14 protein-coding genes and 1 tRNA gene are annotated in these 15,170 nt (G+C 68.7%); 11 read left to right on the top strand and 4 right to left on the bottom strand.

Features of this window, described 5'->3' with window-relative positions; all coding sequences use genetic code 11:
• The first annotated feature begins 162 nt into the window (after positions 1-162).
• The 3 genes from rpoN to ptsN all read left to right on the top strand — a co-directional run bounded on the left by rpoN (position 163) and on the right by ptsN (position 3,089).
• Positions 163-1,680: an RNA polymerase factor sigma-54 gene (gene rpoN, locus ASD59_RS09455; protein ID WP_055831188.1), complete on the top strand. Its 1,518-nt coding sequence runs from the start codon at positions 163-165 to the stop codon at positions 1,678-1,680.
• A 200-nt stretch (positions 1,681-1,880) separates the two neighbouring features.
• Positions 1,881-2,546 (top strand): ribosome hibernation-promoting factor, HPF/YfiA family, encoded by a 666-nt coding sequence (gene hpf / locus ASD59_RS09450; RefSeq protein ID WP_055831180.1) that lies wholly within the window; start codon positions 1,881-1,883, stop codon positions 2,544-2,546.
• A 75-nt stretch (positions 2,547-2,621) separates the two neighbouring features.
• Complete coding sequence (gene ptsN, locus ASD59_RS09445; protein WP_055831178.1) at positions 2,622-3,089, top strand: PTS IIA-like nitrogen regulatory protein PtsN; 468 nt, start codon at positions 2,622-2,624, stop codon at positions 3,087-3,089.
• Between the two features lie 6 nt (positions 3,090-3,095).
• On the opposite strand, the gene ASD59_RS09440 is transcribed toward ptsN, so the two are convergent.
• From ASD59_RS09440 to ASD59_RS09425, 4 genes are all read right to left on the bottom strand, one after another.
• Positions 3,096-3,353, bottom strand: a complete 258-nt coding sequence (locus tag ASD59_RS09440) for a DUF1150 family protein (RefSeq protein WP_055831295.1) — start codon at positions 3,351-3,353, stop codon at positions 3,096-3,098.
• Positions 3,354-3,437: 84 nt separating this feature from the next.
• Positions 3,438-3,857 carry an Hsp20 family protein gene (locus ASD59_RS09435; protein ID WP_055831176.1) on the bottom strand — a complete coding sequence of 140 codons (420 nt, stop codon included), beginning with the start codon at positions 3,855-3,857 and terminating at the stop codon, positions 3,438-3,440.
• A 151-nt stretch (positions 3,858-4,008) separates the two neighbouring features.
• Positions 4,009-4,084 (bottom strand) — tRNA-Ala (locus ASD59_RS09430).
• A 155-nt stretch (positions 4,085-4,239) separates the two neighbouring features.
• Positions 4,240-4,701 (bottom strand): TIGR02300 family protein, encoded by a 462-nt coding sequence (locus ASD59_RS09425; RefSeq protein WP_055831174.1) that lies wholly within the window; start codon positions 4,699-4,701, stop codon positions 4,240-4,242.
• Positions 4,702-4,819: 118 nt separating this feature from the next.
• Between ASD59_RS09425 and aroA the strand changes: the two genes are divergently transcribed.
• The 8 genes from aroA to ASD59_RS09385 all read left to right on the top strand — a co-directional run bounded on the left by aroA (position 4,820) and on the right by ASD59_RS09385 (position 15,145).
• Complete coding sequence (gene aroA / locus ASD59_RS09420; RefSeq protein ID WP_082560140.1) at positions 4,820-6,142, top strand: 3-phosphoshikimate 1-carboxyvinyltransferase; 1,323 nt, start codon at positions 4,820-4,822, stop codon at positions 6,140-6,142.
• Positions 6,139-6,789, top strand: a complete 651-nt coding sequence (gene cmk, locus ASD59_RS09415) for a (d)CMP kinase (protein WP_055831173.1) — start codon at positions 6,139-6,141, stop codon at positions 6,787-6,789. The genes aroA and cmk overlap by 4 nt, the downstream gene beginning before the upstream one ends.
• A 154-nt stretch (positions 6,790-6,943) precedes the next feature.
• A complete protein-coding gene (gene rpsA, locus ASD59_RS09410) occupies positions 6,944-8,653 on the top strand; it encodes a 30S ribosomal protein S1 (protein ID WP_055831171.1) in 1,710 nt (569 codons plus the stop codon).
• Between the two features lie 223 nt (positions 8,654-8,876).
• Positions 8,877-9,164: an integration host factor subunit beta gene (locus tag ASD59_RS09405; protein ID WP_055831169.1), complete on the top strand. Its 288-nt coding sequence runs from the start codon at positions 8,877-8,879 to the stop codon at positions 9,162-9,164.
• A gap of 16 nt (positions 9,165-9,180) precedes the next feature.
• Positions 9,181-9,600 carry a large-conductance mechanosensitive channel protein MscL gene (mscL, locus tag ASD59_RS09400; protein WP_055831167.1) on the top strand — a complete coding sequence of 140 codons (420 nt, stop codon included), beginning with the start codon at positions 9,181-9,183 and terminating at the stop codon, positions 9,598-9,600.
• Between the two features lie 184 nt (positions 9,601-9,784).
• Positions 9,785-10,342 (top strand): hypothetical protein, encoded by a 558-nt coding sequence (locus tag ASD59_RS14380; protein ID WP_055831164.1) that lies wholly within the window; start codon positions 9,785-9,787, stop codon positions 10,340-10,342.
• Positions 10,248-11,855: a Y-family DNA polymerase gene (locus ASD59_RS09390; protein WP_162246630.1), complete on the top strand. Its 1,608-nt coding sequence runs from the start codon at positions 10,248-10,250 to the stop codon at positions 11,853-11,855. Before ASD59_RS14380 ends, ASD59_RS09390 begins: the two co-directional genes overlap by 95 nt.
• Positions 11,852-15,145: an error-prone DNA polymerase gene (locus tag ASD59_RS09385; protein ID WP_235561783.1), complete on the top strand. Its 3,294-nt coding sequence runs from the start codon at positions 11,852-11,854 to the stop codon at positions 15,143-15,145. Before ASD59_RS09390 ends, ASD59_RS09385 begins: the two co-directional genes overlap by 4 nt.
• The last annotated feature ends 25 nt before the right edge of the window (positions 15,146-15,170 follow it).

Raw genomic sequence — 15,170 nt, 5'->3', positions numbered from 1 at the left:
GGCGACCTCTGGCTGGAAGGCCTCAGCGTTTCCGATCCATGGCCCGGAGTAAAGCGCACGCGGTCGCCCCGGCGTTTAGAACACCGTTAACCGGTTCGGCGACACAGTCGCCCCAGCAAGTTTCGGGCCACGGGGCGGCGACGGCTTGCACGGGGGAATACGGTGCTCGGTCAGAGGCTGGAGATCAGGCAGGGCCAGGGGCTGGTCATCACGCCCCAGCTGCAGCAGGCGATCAAGCTGCTGCAACTGTCGAACCTCGAGCTGGACGCCTTCGTCGAGGCCGAGCTGGAGCGCAATCCGCTGTTGCAGCGCGAGGACGCCGAACCGGGCGGCGAGACCGAGCCTCCGGCTGCGGTCGAGAGCCACGACGCCGCCGAGATGAGTTTTGACGAGGGCCGGGTGGCCGACGCGGACCGCTCGCTGGATGCGCGCTCCGACGACGTCTACGGCGACGCCAGCCCCGGCGAGCGCACCTCGGACCGGATGGAGGATGTCGGGACCGGCGAGGCCCAGGTCGGGCTCAACGACTGGTCGCGCGCCGGCTCGGGCGGCGGCCTGCCCGACGGCGAGGGCCGCGAACAGCCCGACACCCGCGACGCCACCCTGTGGGAGCATCTGCAGGGCCAGGCCTCGCAGGCCGGGTTCTCGCCCTCCGACCACGCCATCGCCCTGACCCTGATCGACGGCGTCGACGAGGGCGGCTATCTGCGCGGCGACCTGAACGAGGTGGCGGACCGGCTGGGCATTCCGCTGGAACGCGTCGAGGCGGTGCTGACCGTCTGCCACGGCTTCGAGCCGACCGGCGTCATGGCGCGGTCCGTGCCCGAATGCCTGAAGCTGCAGCTGATCGAGCGCAACCGCTTCGACCCGGCCATGGGTTGTCTGCTGGAGAATCTGGACCTGCTGGCCAAACGGGACCTGTCGGCCCTGCGCAAGGCCTGCGGCGTCGACGCCGAGGACATGGCCGAGATGATCGCGGAGCTGAAGGCGCTGACGCCCCGACCGGGCGCGGGCTTCGGCGGCGAACCGGCCCAGACGGTGATCCCCGACGTCCATGTGCGCGCCGATCCCGCCGGCGGCTGGAAGGTCGAACTGAACGCGGACACCCTGCCGCGCCTGATCATGGACAAGCGCTATCACGGCGTGGTGGCGGCGGGTTCGCGCTCGGACGTGGAAAAGACCTTCGTCGCGGACTGCGCGGCCCAGGCCAGCTGGCTGGTGAAGTCGCTGGACCAGCGGGCGAAGACCATTCTCAAGGTCTCGTCCGAGATCGTGCGCCAGCAGGACGCCTTCCTCGCCTTCGGCGTGGAGTTCCTGCGGCCGCTGAACCTGAAGACCGTCGCCGACGCCATCGGCATGCACGAGTCGACGGTCTCGCGGGTGACCTCGAACAAATACGTCTCGACCCCGCGCGGCGTCTTCGAGCTGAAATTCTTCTTCACCGCGGCGATCCAGTCGTCCGACGGCGGGGCCACCCACTCGGCCGAGGCCGTGCGGCACCGGATCAAGGCCATGATCGAAACCGAGGGCCGGGACGGCGACGTCCTGTCCGACGACCGGATCGTGGAAATTCTGAAAGAGACCGGCATCGACATCGCCCGCCGCACCGTGGCCAAATACCGCGAGGCCCTGCGCATTCCCTCGTCGGTCGAGCGCAAGCGGATGCTGCGGACGGGTTGACCGCCCCGGCTGTCGCTCCTGTATCACTCGCCCGTCGTCGAATTCTCCGTTCAGTCGTCGAAATCCGTCGTCGAATTCCTCGTCCCTCAAGTGGTCGAATTCCCCGGCGCCCCGATCGTCGAATTCTCCCCCGCCTCGAGCGTCACCACATTTCAGTGATCGGCGTTGACACCATTCGCGATCGGTCGCGTTCTATCGACATGCAAATCCAAGTCAGCGGCAAGCACGTGGATGTCGGCGACGCGTTAGGCTCGCGCATCTCCCAGGAACTCGAAGACGGGATCGGCAAATATTTCGAACGCGGCGCCCAGGACGCCGAGGTCGTGGTGTCCAAGGACGGCCACGGCTTCAAGGTGGACTGTTGGGTCCGTCTGGCGTCCGGAGAGGCCATCGTCACCAGCGGGCTGGGCGGCGACGCCCACGGTGCGTTCTCGGATTCGCTAGAGAAGCTCGAGAAGCGCGTCCGTCGCTACAAGCGTCGGCTCAAGAACCATCACGCTGGCCCGCGCGGCCTGTCGCCCGAGAAGTCGGAGAACGCGGCCCGCGACGTGGCGCGAAGCATCGTCCTGCGCAGCCCCGATGAGGTCGAGGACGCGGACTTCGGCGATGCGGGCGCGCCCGGCGAACCCCCGCCCGTCGGCATGGTCATCGCCGAGACCGAGGCGGAGATCCGCACGATCACGGTCGGACGCGCCGTGCTCGAACTGGACATGACCGGCTATCCGGTCGTCCTGTTCCGCAATGCGGCCCACGGCGGCATTTCGGTGGTCTACCGCCGGCCCGACGGAAACGTGGGCTGGATCGATCCGGAGCGGACGTCGAAATCGGTCAACGGACACGGTTCGGTAAACGGTAAGAGCGTATAGTCTTCCCCAATAGAGGCGGGTGGTCTAAACGGCCCCCGCCCGTTCGGGATGTATGGGCAGAGTCGGGAACTCCTCATGGACATCGGTGATTTGCTGGCGGACGGCGGCGTCGTCCTGCGCAGCGGCGCATCGTCGAAGCGCCAGGCCCTGCATACGGTGGCCGAGGCCGCCGCCCAGGCGCTGGGCTTGCCGGAAAATCGCGTGATGGAAGCGCTGCTGGAGCGCGAGGCCCTCGGCTCCACCGGCCTCGGCTCGGGCGTCGCCGTGCCGCATGCCCGACTTGAGGGCGTCGGGCGGGTCACGGCGGTGTTCGTGCGCCTGGATACGCCGGTGGCCTATGGCGCGGTCGACGATCGCCCCGTTGATCTGCTGTTCGCCCTGTTCGCTCCGCCCCGGGACGGCGCCGAGCATCTGCGGGCGCTGGCCGCGATCTCGCGCGCCCTGCGTTCGCCGGAGATGCGCGAGCAGCTGCGGCAGGCCCGCACCACCGACGCCATCCGCGCTCTTTTCGTCAAGGACCAGGCCCCGGCCACGGCGGCCTGAGGGCCGTCAGTGGACGGACACGGGCTCCAGCTCGTGGGCCACGGCCGCGGCGAAGGCGGTTTCACGATCCATCATCACCGCCAGCCGCTCGCCGTCGGCGGCGTGCACGGCGAAAAGCGTCGCCTCGGGGTCGATCTTCAGCCCCTTCGACTCTTCCGGCACGACATCGGCCAGAACGTCGGAGGCGCGGATTTCCCGCACATAGACAAGGTCGGGCGCGCCCAGGCCTTCAAAATCCTTCTTGGTCATCTTCATGGGCGTCATCAAGACCGCCTCCTTACGCTGAACTAACGCCCGTCGAGGGCTTATGGGTCCGGCCCCGAAAGCGGCGACCGGAAAACGCGGCTTTCAGCCCGTGGTGATGGGGATGCGCCGCACCGTCGGCAGGTCTTCCGGGCGCCGCATGTCGACATGCAGGAGGCCATGCTCCAGTCGCGCCTCCTCCACCTCCAGCCCGTCGGCCAGCACGAAGCTGCGGACGAAGCCGCGGCCCGCGATGCCGCGATGCAGAAACGCCTGGTCGGCCTTGTCGGACGGTTCGCGCTTGCCGGCGATGGTCAGCTGGCGGCCTTCGAGGGTCACGGCCAGATCCTCGGGGCCGAAGCCGGCGACCGCCAGGGTGATCCGCACGGCGTGCTCGCCCCGCTGTTCGACATTGTAGGGCGGATAGCTGTCCGCGGCGGCGCGGGCGGCCCGGTCGATCATCGCCCGGGTGTGGTCGAAGCCCAGCAGGAAGGGGCTGTCGAACAATATGGTTCGCGTCGTCATCGTTTCATGCCCCCGAAGCAGGCCTTGCGCCGTCTGCGCCCCCCGTCATCGGCGAGGCGTCGGCGTATCGTGCAGATGGGGCAGGATGGACCCGAGATCAACCGGGAGCCGGATGGGACGAAGGCCCCGCGGTTTCCCGCGGGGCCTTCGATGGTGGAGCTTAGCGGAGTCGAACCGCTGACCTCTTGCATGCCATGCAAGCGCTCTACCAGCTGAGCTAAAGCCCCGAACCTTTCGGTCGGATCGCGTGGGGGCCGGGAGGCCCTGCTGCGAGGCGGCGGAACCTATGTCAGGGCCTGATCGCGATCAACCCCGGTCCAGCCATTTATTTTCGTCTCCGCCGGACGTGTGAAAAGTCGTCCGGCGGAGGTCCGAAAAAAGCCTATTCGTCGTCCTTGGGCGTCTTGATCTCGTCCTCGAACGCGTCGTCGTCCTCGTCCTCGATGAACGGGACCGAATCGTCGTCATCGTCATCGGCCAGGACGTCGTCGTCCTCGGTCGCCTCGCCCATGCCGGGCTCCTCGGTCGGGTCGACGGGGGCGTCGTCGTCGTCGTCGGGCGTCAGGATGGGCTCGTGGCCCTCCTGATCGATCTCGGGCGTCGCGACGGCTTCTTCTTCCTCGTCCTCGTCGCCGTCGACCTTCTTGTCCTTGACCTGATCCTCGTCGGCCTCGTCGGCGGGATAGCCGGCCGGACGGCCACGGCGGTTGCGCAGCTTCAGCGCCTCCTCCGGATCGAAATCGGTCGCGCATTTGGGGCAATGAGCCGGGCGGCGGCCCAGGTCATAGAATTTGGCCTGGCAGTTCGGGCAGACCTGCTTCTGGCCCAGTTCGGGTTTGGCCACGGTTGAAGACCTTTGGCGGGAGTGGGGAAATGGGGCGGCTCCCTTGCCACCCCCTGACGCCGCTGTCAAAAACCATCTCCGCGCGCCCGCGCCCGCTGACCCTCCCGGAGACCGCAGGGTGTCGACCCCAGGCTATCTGACCGCCCGCCGCAGCGCTTCGCTGAACGGCCTCGTGCGCGCTCCCGGCGACAAGTCCATGTCGCACCGCGTCCTGATTCTGGGAGCGATGGCCACGGGTGTGACCGAGATCGAGGGGTTGCTGGAAGGCGACGACGTGCTGGCGACCGCGCGGGCGGTGGAAGCCTTCGGAGCGACCGTGGAGCGGCTGGGCGAAGGCCGCTGGCGGGTGACTGGGCAGGGCGGATTCAAACAGCCGGCCGGCGTTATCGACTGCGGCAACGCCGGCACAGGCGTACGGCTGCTGATGGGCGCGGCGGCGGGCTATCCGATCGCCGTGACCTTCGACGGCGACGCCAGCCTGCGCAAACGTCCGATGAAGCGGGTGACCGGGCCGTTGGCGGAAATGGGCGCGCGTTTCGGCTGGAGGGCGGAACCGGATCGCCTGCCCGTCGAGATTCAGGGCGGGGATCTGGCCGCGATCGATTTTGTTCAGCCGGTGGCGTCAGCGCAGGTGAAGTCGGCCATCCTGCTGGCCGGGCTGAACGCGAACGGCGTGATCACGGTGGCCGAGCCCGAACCGAGCCGCGACCACACCGAACGGATGCTGCGCGCCTTCGGGGTCGAGGTCGGGGTGCTGCCGATGGAACAGGGCTGGCGCGTCAGTCTGAAGGGCGGGCAGGCGTTGACGGGAACCACCGTCGCCGTGCCCGGCGATCCATCCTCGGCGGCTTTCCCGCTGGCGGCGGGGCTGATCGTTCCGGGCTCGGAGGTGACCGTCGAAGGCGTCATGCTCAATCCGCTGCGCACCGGCCTGTTCGAGACATGGCGCGAGATGGGGGCCGATCTGACGGTCTCGAACCGCCGCATGGCCGGCGGGGAAGAGGTGGGCGACGTGACGGCGCGGCATTCGGCCCTGACCGGCGTGGTCGTGCCGCCGGAACGAGCCGCCTCGATGATCGACGAATATCCGATCCTTGCCGCCACCGCCGCCTTCGCGGCGGGCTCCACCGTCATGCGCGGCATCGGCGAGATGCGGGTCAAGGAAAGCGACCGCATCGCCCTGATGGCGGCGGGCCTGAAGGCTTGCGGCGTCGCGGTGGAAGAGGAACCTGAAGGCTTCACCGTCGCCGGCGGCCCGGTTCGGGGCGGCGCGACCATCACCACCCACGGCGATCACCGCATCGCCATGAGCCATCTGGTGCTGGGCCTGGCGGCCGACGAGGCGGTCGCTGTCGACGAACCGGGCATGATCGCGACGAGCTTTCCGGGATTTGTCGAGTTGATGCGAGGCCTCGGGGCCGATATCGCAGCGTCTGAATGAACCGATTTCTGATTATCGCCGTCGACGGCCCCGCCGCCTCGGGCAAGGGCACGATCGCCGCCCGGCTGGCGCGGACCTATGGCCTGCCGCATCTCGACACGGGTCTGCTGTACCGGGCCGTGGGGCTGGGCGTGCTGGACGCGGGGCGATCTCTGGCGGACGCCGCCGCCGCCGAGGCGATAGCGCGGGCGCTGGACGCCAGCCACCTGATCGACACCGACCGGCTGACCGACCGGGGAGCCGGCGAAGCCGCCAGCAGGGTCGCCGGCTATCCAGGCGTGCGTGCGGCCCTGTTGGCCTTCCAGAAAGCGTTCGCCGCCCGGCCCGGCGGAGCGGTGCTCGACGGACGCGACATCGGCACCGTCATTGCGCCGGACGCCCAGGCCAAGCTGTTCGTGACCGCGGCCCCGGAAGTTCGGGCGATGCGCCGCTGGAAGCAGTTGACGGGCCGGGGCGACGCCATCGCCTATGAAGACATGCTGGCCGACATCGTGCGGCGCGACGAGCGTGATGCGGGCCGGGGCGCTGCCCCTATGATCCAGGCTGATGACGCCGTCTTGCTGGACACGACCGAAATGGATATAGAGACCGCCTTCGATGCGGCCCGCCGTATCGTCGAGGCGGCGCGTGTCCGGAACGGCCTTTAGGGGCCCAAAGGCAAATCCAGCGCGTCATCCTCGGCTTCCGCGGGCGTTCTGGTTCATTCGCCTCGCGTCCTGACGACCTGATGACCCCTTTCACACTCACCTCGCGCGGGGCCGTTCGGTCGCGCGCCACAGCCGTTAGAAACCTCAACACTGCATGACTGACACCCAAAGCTTCTCTCCCTCGCGTGACGACTTCGCCGCGCTGCTCGACGAAACCCTTCAGGGCCGCGACCTCGGCGAAGGCCAGGTCGTCCACGGCCGCGTCGTCGGCATCGAAAAGGACATCCTGATCATCGACGTCGGTCTGAAGACCGAAGGCCGCATCCCGGCCCGCGAGTTCGGCATCGGCGAAGGCGCCGTCATTCCGAAGCTCGGCGACAATGTCGAAGTCTATCTCGAGCGCGTCGAGAACGCCCTGGGTGAAGCCGTCATCAGCCGCGACAAGGCTCGCCGCGAAGAAGCCTGGACCCGTCTGGAAGTCGTGTTCGCCGAAGGCCAGCCGGTCAACGGCGCCATCGTCGGCCGCGTCAAGGGCGGCTTCACCGTCGACCTCGGCGGCGCCTCGGCCTTCCTGCCGGGCTCGCAGGTCGACATCCGCCCGGTGCGCGACGTCGGCCCGCTGATGGGCAAGGAACAGCCCTTCGCCATCCTGAAAATGGACCGTCCGCGCGGCAACATCGTCGTCTCGCGTCGCGCCATCCTGGAAGAAGCCCGCGCCGAACAGCGCACCGAACTGGTCGGCCAGCTGCTGGAAGGCGAAGTCCGCGAAGGCGTGGTCAAGAACATCACCGACTACGGCGCGTTCGTGGACCTGGGCGGCATCGACGGCCTGCTGCACGTCACCGACATGTCGTGGAAGCGCGTCTCGCACCCCTCGCAGGTCCTCGCCGTCGGCGACACCGTCAAGGTCCAGATCGTCAAGATCAACCCGGACACCCAGCGCATCAGCCTCGGCATGAAGCAGCTGCAGACCGATCCGTGGGACGGCGTGGAAGCGAAATACCCGGTCGGCGCCAAGATGACCGGCCGCATCACCAACATCACCGACTACGGCGCGTTCGTCGAGCTGGAAGCCGGCGTTGAAGGCCTGGTCCACGTCTCGGAAATGTCCTGGACCAAGAAGAACGTCCACCCGGGCAAGATCGTCTCGACCTCGCAGGAAGTCGATGTGGTCGTGCTGGACGTCGACGCCTCCAAGCGCCGCATCTCGCTGGGCCTCAAGCAGGCCCAGGACAACCCGTGGGACGCCTTCGTGGCCGCCAACCCGATCGGTTCGACCGTCGAGGGCGAGGTCAAGAACGCCACCGAGTTCGGCCTGTTCATCGGCCTGGACAACGACATCGACGGCATGGTCCACCTGTCCGACCTGGACTGGAACGTCTCCGGCGAGGAAGCCATCCAGCGCTACCGCAAGGGCGAAACCGTCAAGGCCAAGGTGCTGGACGTCGACGTCGAGAAGGAACGCGTCTCGCTGGGCATCAAGCAGCTGGGCGGCGACCCGATGGAAGGCGACACCTTCAAGAAGGGCCAGCAGGTCACCGTCACCGTGACGTCGGTGGAAACCGGCGGCATCGAGGTCAAGTTCGGTGAAGACGACGCTCCGGCGACCGCCTTCATCCGCAAGTCCGACCTGTCGCGCGACCGCAACGACCAGCGCACCGAGCGCTTCTCGGTCGGCGATCGCGTCGACGCCATGGTCACCGGCATCGACAAGGCCTCGCGCCGCGTCTCGGTGTCGATCAAGGCTCTGGAAATGAAGGACGAGACCGCGGCGATCGAACAGTTCGGTTCGTCGGACTCGGGCGCCTCGCTGGGCGACATCCTGGGCGCGGCCCTTCGCGAGAAGGCCGGCGCCAAGGAATAGTCTCCTTTGTGATCTGGATACGGATCAGGCGGCGGGAGCAGTCCCGCCGCCTTTTTCGTGCGCGCGACTCGCAGATTTATGAGCGTTAACCGACATTTCGCCGGTCAATCGACCAGGCGGGGCTTTTTCCTGCGGCGGGTGGAGGCTAGGGTGGGGTTGCATCCCGTGCCCGGATGCACCCGTATGGGCTCTGGGAAGGGCTGAACTGGGCGGGGGCCTGCCGATGATAAAGTCTGAGCTGATCGAGAAGCTCGCTGCCGAGAACACCCATCTGACCCATGCCGAGGTCGAACGGGTGGTCAATATCGTGCTCGGCCAGATGGTCGATTCGCTCGGCGAGGGCGGCCGCGTGGAGCTTCGCGGCTTCGGCGCCTTTTCCGTCCGGGCCCGTCCCGCGCGGGCGGGGCGCAATCCCCGCACCGGCGAAACCGTCGATGTGCCGGCCAAGGCCGTGCCCTTCTTCAAGAGCGGCAAGGAGCTGCGCGAGCGGCTGAACGCGGCCGACGCCTGAACTCCGGAGATCGACGATGGGCCTCATGACCGAGTTCAAGGAGTTCATCGCCCGGGGCAATGTCGTCGACCTGGCGGTGGGCGTCATCATCGGCGCGTCATTCGGCAAGATCGTCACCAGCCTGGTCGAACAGGTGATCATGCCGCCGATCGGCCTGGCGCTGGGCCGGGTCGATTTCGCCAATCTGAAATGGGTTCTGGCCCCCGAGGACCTCTCCACCGAGGCGGTCGAGGAGGTGGCCATCCAGTACGGCGCCTTCATCAACACCCTGATCCAGTTCGCCATCGTGGCCTTTGTGGTGTTCCTGCTGGTCAAGGGCATCAACCGGATGCGCCGCGAGCAGGCGGCCCAACCGGAGACGGCGCCCGCCCCCACGCCGACCGAAGCTCTGCTGGCCGAGATTCGCGATGAGCTGAAGGCGCGACCCGGGGCCTGATTTCCCTCTTGTGACGGCGAACGGGATTCTCTGTTTGACTCCGGAGCCTGTTGGAACAAATAGTGAACATCTGGATTTCCGGACTCTCATGACCCCCGCGCCCCTGTCATCTCCCGCTCTGTTTCCCGAGAGGCCCGCGCCGCTGGAAGAGGCGTGCGCGGCGGGTCCGCGCGATGGGGCTGCCATGATGGCGTTCGCCCTGTCGCGTCGACTGGAGGGGGATGGGCGGCCGGTGCTGATGACCGCGACACGGGCATGGCTGGGCGAGCACGGCCGGCCCTATGGACCCGGCTTGCCGGGCGTGTCCCTGATCCTCGCGCCCGTCAACACGGCGGCCGAGGCCTTGTGGACCCTGGAACAGGCGCTGCGGTCCGGAGCGGTGTCCCTGGCCCTGGGCGCGGTGGATGCGGCGACTCTGACCCAGACCCGGCGGCTGGATTTCGCCGCCAAACAGGGCGGATGCGTGGGGCTTGTGTTGCCGCGCGGGCTGGACGGGCTCAGCGCGGCGCGGCGGCGCTGGCGGATATCGACCCTGGCCAGCGCTGTCGATCCCGACGATGCCCGGGCCCCCGGCCCGGTGCGACTGGCGGCGGAACTGGTGCGGGGACGCGGCGAACGGCCGGGGGCGTGGATGCTGGAGCAGGATGATGAGACGCATCGTCTCCGTCTGGCTGATCGACTGGCCGGTGACGGTCTGGAGGCGATCGGCCATGCGGGCGCGTCGTCCGGCCTCGCCGCCTGACCCCGCCCTCGATCCGAAAAACCCGTTCGCCCTGATCCTGAAGAACAACCGGGGCGCGGCGATCATCCACGCCCTGAATCCGGCGGCGCGGGCGACGGGTCTTCGGCGCGGCCAGACCCAAGCCGACGCCCGGGCCATGATCCCGCATCTGATCTGCAAGCCCGCCGATATCGAGGCCGACGCCCGCGCGCTGACGGCGCTGGCGGTCTGGGCCGAGCGCTGGTCGCCTTCCGTCAGCGTCGATCCGGCGGGAGAGGGGTTGGAGGGCCTGTTCCTCGACCTCACCGGCGCAACCCATCTGTTCGGCGGCGAGGCGGCCCTGTTGGTTCAGATCCGCGACCGGTTGGCGGAGGCGGGAGCGCGGGCCCGCGTCGCCATGGCCCCGACGCCGGGGGCGGCCTGGGCTCTGGCGCGCTGGGGAGAGTCCGAGGGCGGCGGCTGCATCGCCGACGATGAGACGGCGCGCGGCCTGCTGGCCCCTTTGCCAGTCGAGGCCCTGCGCATCGACGACCGCACCCTGACCCAGGCGCGGCGGTTCGGGCTGAAACGGATCGGCGACCTCTATCCCATGCCGCGCGCGGGGCTGGCGCGTCGGTTCCGGGACGGGGCCGGCGTCGGTCTGGTGCAACGACTGGATCAGGCCCTGGGCTTCGCGGGCGAGGCCCTGACGCCGGTGCGGCCGCCGCCGAAATACCGGGCGTGGCAGGCCTGGATGGAGCCGGTCGGCGACATCGAGGGGGTGGAGGCGCGGCTGGCGGAACTGGTCGCCGACCTGACCGCGCCGCTGCTGCGCGACGGGCAGGGGGCCAAGGCCCTGACCCTGACGGGCTTCCGCTCGGACGGCCGGACCACCAGCCTGTCGGTGCGCATGGGCCGGCCCGGTCGTGAAGCGGGGGTGTGGCTGCGGCTGTTCCGTGAGGCGGGGCTGGGCCGGCTGGAGCTGGGGTTCGGCCTCGACGCCATGATGCTGACCGCCGATGCGATCGAACCAATGACGGCGCGACAGGGGGCGCTGGAAAGCGAGGCCGAGGCGAAACAGGCCGAGAGTCTGGCCGCCCTGATCGACCGCCTGACCGCGCGGCTGGGCGAGGACCGCGTGCTGACGCCCGAGCCCGTCGACAGCTGGCTGCCCGAGCGCGTCGAGCGCTGGCGGCCGGCGCTGGGGCGGTCGCCAGCCGCGGCGAAGGGCCACGCGCGCCGGCCGATCCTGCTTCTGGACCCGCCCGAACCGGTCGAAGCCCTGGCCGAACTGCCCGACGGCGCGCCGGTGCGCTTCACCTGGCGGCGGCTGTCGCGACGCGTGACCCGCTCTGACGGGCCGGAACGGCTGTCGCCCGAATGGTGGCGGCCCCGCCCCGATGACCGCCAGGTGCGCACCCGCGACTACTACCGCGTCGAGGACGACGCGGGCGGCCGCTACTGGTTGTTCCGCGAAGGCCTGTACGGCCGGGAGTATTCGGGTGCGGCGGAGGAACGGGCGCCGTCGTGGTGGATGCACGGGGTGCTGCCGTGAGCGCCCCGGGCTCAGGCTGGGACGGCCAGTACGCCGAACTGGGGGCAATGACGAATTTCAGCTTTCTGGAGGGCGCGTCACACCCCGGCGAGATCGCGATGCAGGCGAAGGCCTTGGGGCTGGGCGCCATCGGCGTGGCCGACCGCAATACCCTGGCGGGGATGGTGCGGGCGCTGATGGGGGCCGAGGACGTCGACATCCCGCTGGTCGTGGGGTCGCGGCTGGGCTTCACCGACGGGACGGAACTGATGGTCTTTCCGCGCGACCGCGCCGCCTATGGCCGGCTGTGTCGGCTGTTGTCGCTGGGCAAGACCGAGGTCGTGCCGCAAGCCGGGGTCGACCCGGACGCCGATCGCATTGAAAAGGCCGAAACGCGGCTGACCTTCGAACAGGCGGCCGGGCTGGGCGAGGGCATGATCGCCCTGGCACCGGCGCCGGAAACGCCCGACGCGGCGTTCGAGGCCCGGCTGGCGGCATGGCGAAAGGCCTGGCCCGACGACCTGTATCTGGCGGCGGCGCCCCTGTGGCGCGGCGACGACCGCAAGCGGCTTAACCGTCTGGCGGCGATGGCGCATCGCACGGGCGCGTCGATGATCGCGACCAATGCCGTGCTGTACCACCACCCCGACCGGCGGATGGTGCAGGACGTCCTGACCTGCATCCGCGAAGGGACGACCATCGACAAGGCGGGCCGGCGGCTTCAGGCCAACGCCGAGCGCCATCTGAAGCCGCCGGCCCAGATGGCGCGGCTGTTCCGCGGGCATGAGGCGGCGCTGGCGCGGACCATGGAGGTGGCGCGGGCGTGCCGGTTTTCGCTGCGGGAACTAGAGTACCGGTATCCTGATGAGCCCGTGCCGGCGGGCTGGACGGCGCAGCGGCGCCTGATCCGGCTGGCCTTCAAGGGCGCACGGGAGAAATGGCCTGACGGGGTTTCACGGAAAATCCGCGACACGATCGTCAAGGAGCTGAAGCTCATCAAGCTCCTGAAATACCCCAACTACTTCCTGACCGTGCACGACATCGTGCATTGGGCGCGGACGCAGGAGAAGCCGATCCTGTGCCAGGGGCGGGGCTCGGCCGCGAACTCGGTGGTCTGCTTCTGTCTGGGCGTCACCAATGTAAACCCCGCCGAGCAGGACGTGCTGATCGAGCGCTTCATGTCCGCCGACCGGGACGAGCCGCCGGATATCGACGTCGATTTCGAGCATGAACGGCGCGAGGAGGTGATGCAGTACGTCTATCGCCGTTATGGCCGCGACCGGGCGGCGATCGTGGCCACCATCATCCACTACCGGCCCCGCTCGGCGATCCGCGACGTGGGCAAGGCTCTGGGGCTGACCGAGGACGTGACGGCGCGCATGGCCGACACGGTCTGGGGCTCATGGGGCGACAGCGTGAAGGACGAGCATGTCGACCGCACCGGCCTGAGCCGCGACGACGTACGCATGCGGCTGGCGCTGGAGCTGACGGCCGAACTGATCAAATTTCCCCGCCATCTGAGCCAGCACGTCGGCGGCTATGTGCTGAGCCAGACGCCGCTGCTGGAGATCGTGCCGATCGGCAACGCCGCCATGTCGGACCGCACCTTCATCGAGTGGGACAAGGACGACATCGACTTCCTCGGGCTGATGAAGGTCGATGTGCTGGCGCTGGGTATGCTGACCGCGCTGAGGCGCGGCTTCGACCTGATCGCGGAACACTATGAGCGCCGGTTCGAACTGGACACGGTCCCGCCGGAGGATCCTGAGGTCTACGACATGCTGTGCAAGGGAGACTCCCTCGGGGTCTTCCAGGTCGAGAGTCGGGCCCAGATGTCGATGCTGCCGCGGCTCCGTCCGCGGGTTTTCTACGATCTGGTGGTGGAGGTGGCGATCGTGCGGCCGGGCCCGATCCAGGGCGGGATGGTGCATCCCTATCTGAAACGGCGGGCGGAACGGCGCGAGGCGGAGCGGTCGGGCCGGCCCTTCGTGATCGACTTTCCCCACCCCTCGCCCGAGCATGGCGACCGCGACGAACTGAGGCGGGTGCTGCACAAGACCCTGGGCGTGCCCCTGTTCCAGGAACAGGCGATGCGGATCGCCATGGAAGCGGCGAAATACACCCCCGCCGAGGCCAACAGCCTGAGGCGGGCCATGGCGACCTTCCGGCACATGGGCACCATCGGCGAGCACGAGGTGCGGTTCACCAGCCGGATGATCGAGCGCGGCTACGATCCCGACTTCGCCCGCAGTTGCTTCGACCAGATCAAGGGGTTCGGGGAGTACGGCTTTCCCGAAAGCCATGCCTGCTCCTTCGCCCTGCTGGTCTACATCTCGTCATGGATGAAGCTCCGGTATCCCGAGGTGTTCACCGCCGCCCTGCTCAACAGCCAGCCGATGGGCTTCTATGCGCCGGCCCAGCTGGTGCGGGACGCCATCGAGCATGGGGCCGAAGTCAGGCATCCGGATGTGAACCGCAGCGGATGGGACGCCTCGCTTGAGCCCCGTCCGGGCGAACCCTGCGCCCTGCGGCTGGGGATGCGGTCGATCGACGGTTTCAGGAAGGACTGGGCCCTGCGGATCGAGGCGGCGCGCGCGGTCGGGCCGTTCGCCGATCTCGACGATCTGCGTCGCCGCGCTGACCTGCCGCCGTCGGCGCTGGACCGGCTGGCCGAGGCGGACGCCTATGGGTCGCTGGACCTGACGCGGCGGCAGGGGGTGTGGGCGGCAAGGGGGGCCGCGCCGGCGTCATCGGCGCCGCTGTTCGAGGCCATGGGGCTGAACGAGGCCGACGGCCGCCCGCCCGAGGCCCTGCCGGTGCTGGCGCCGTCCGAGGAGGTGGTCGGCGACTACCAGACCATCCGCCTGTCGCTGAAGGGCCATCCGGTCAGCTTCCTGCGCGACCGGCTGGCGGGCGTCGGGGCCCTGACGGCGAAGGCCTATCCGGGGCTGGCAAATGGGCGCCGGGTTGCGATCGGCGGGGTGGTGCTGGTCCGTCAGAGGCCGGGAACGGCCAAGGGCGTCTGTTTCATGACCGTGGAGGACGAGACCGGCGTGGCCAATCTGGTGCTGTGGCCCGACGTGTTCGAACGCTTCCGGCCCGTGGCCATGGGCGCGCGCATGGTGCTGGCGCGGGGCAAGGTGCAGACGGCGGAGGGGGTCACCCATCTGGTCGTCGATCAACTGGAGGACTGGACGCCGGTGCTGGGCCATCTGACGCCGGATTCGGCGCCGGGATCAGGCCATACGCCAGCGCGGGGGCGGCATCCGCGGGACGTGCGGGTGCTACCCGGATCGCGGGACTTTCACTGACGAATTCTCCGGAGAATTCGACGAC

Source organism: Brevundimonas sp. Root608 (assembly GCF_001427825.1).
Lineage (GTDB): Bacteria > Pseudomonadota > Alphaproteobacteria > Caulobacterales > Caulobacteraceae > Brevundimonas.
The sequence above is the reverse complement of the archived record's forward strand: the minus strand, read 5'-3'. Positions and strand labels throughout refer to the sequence as shown.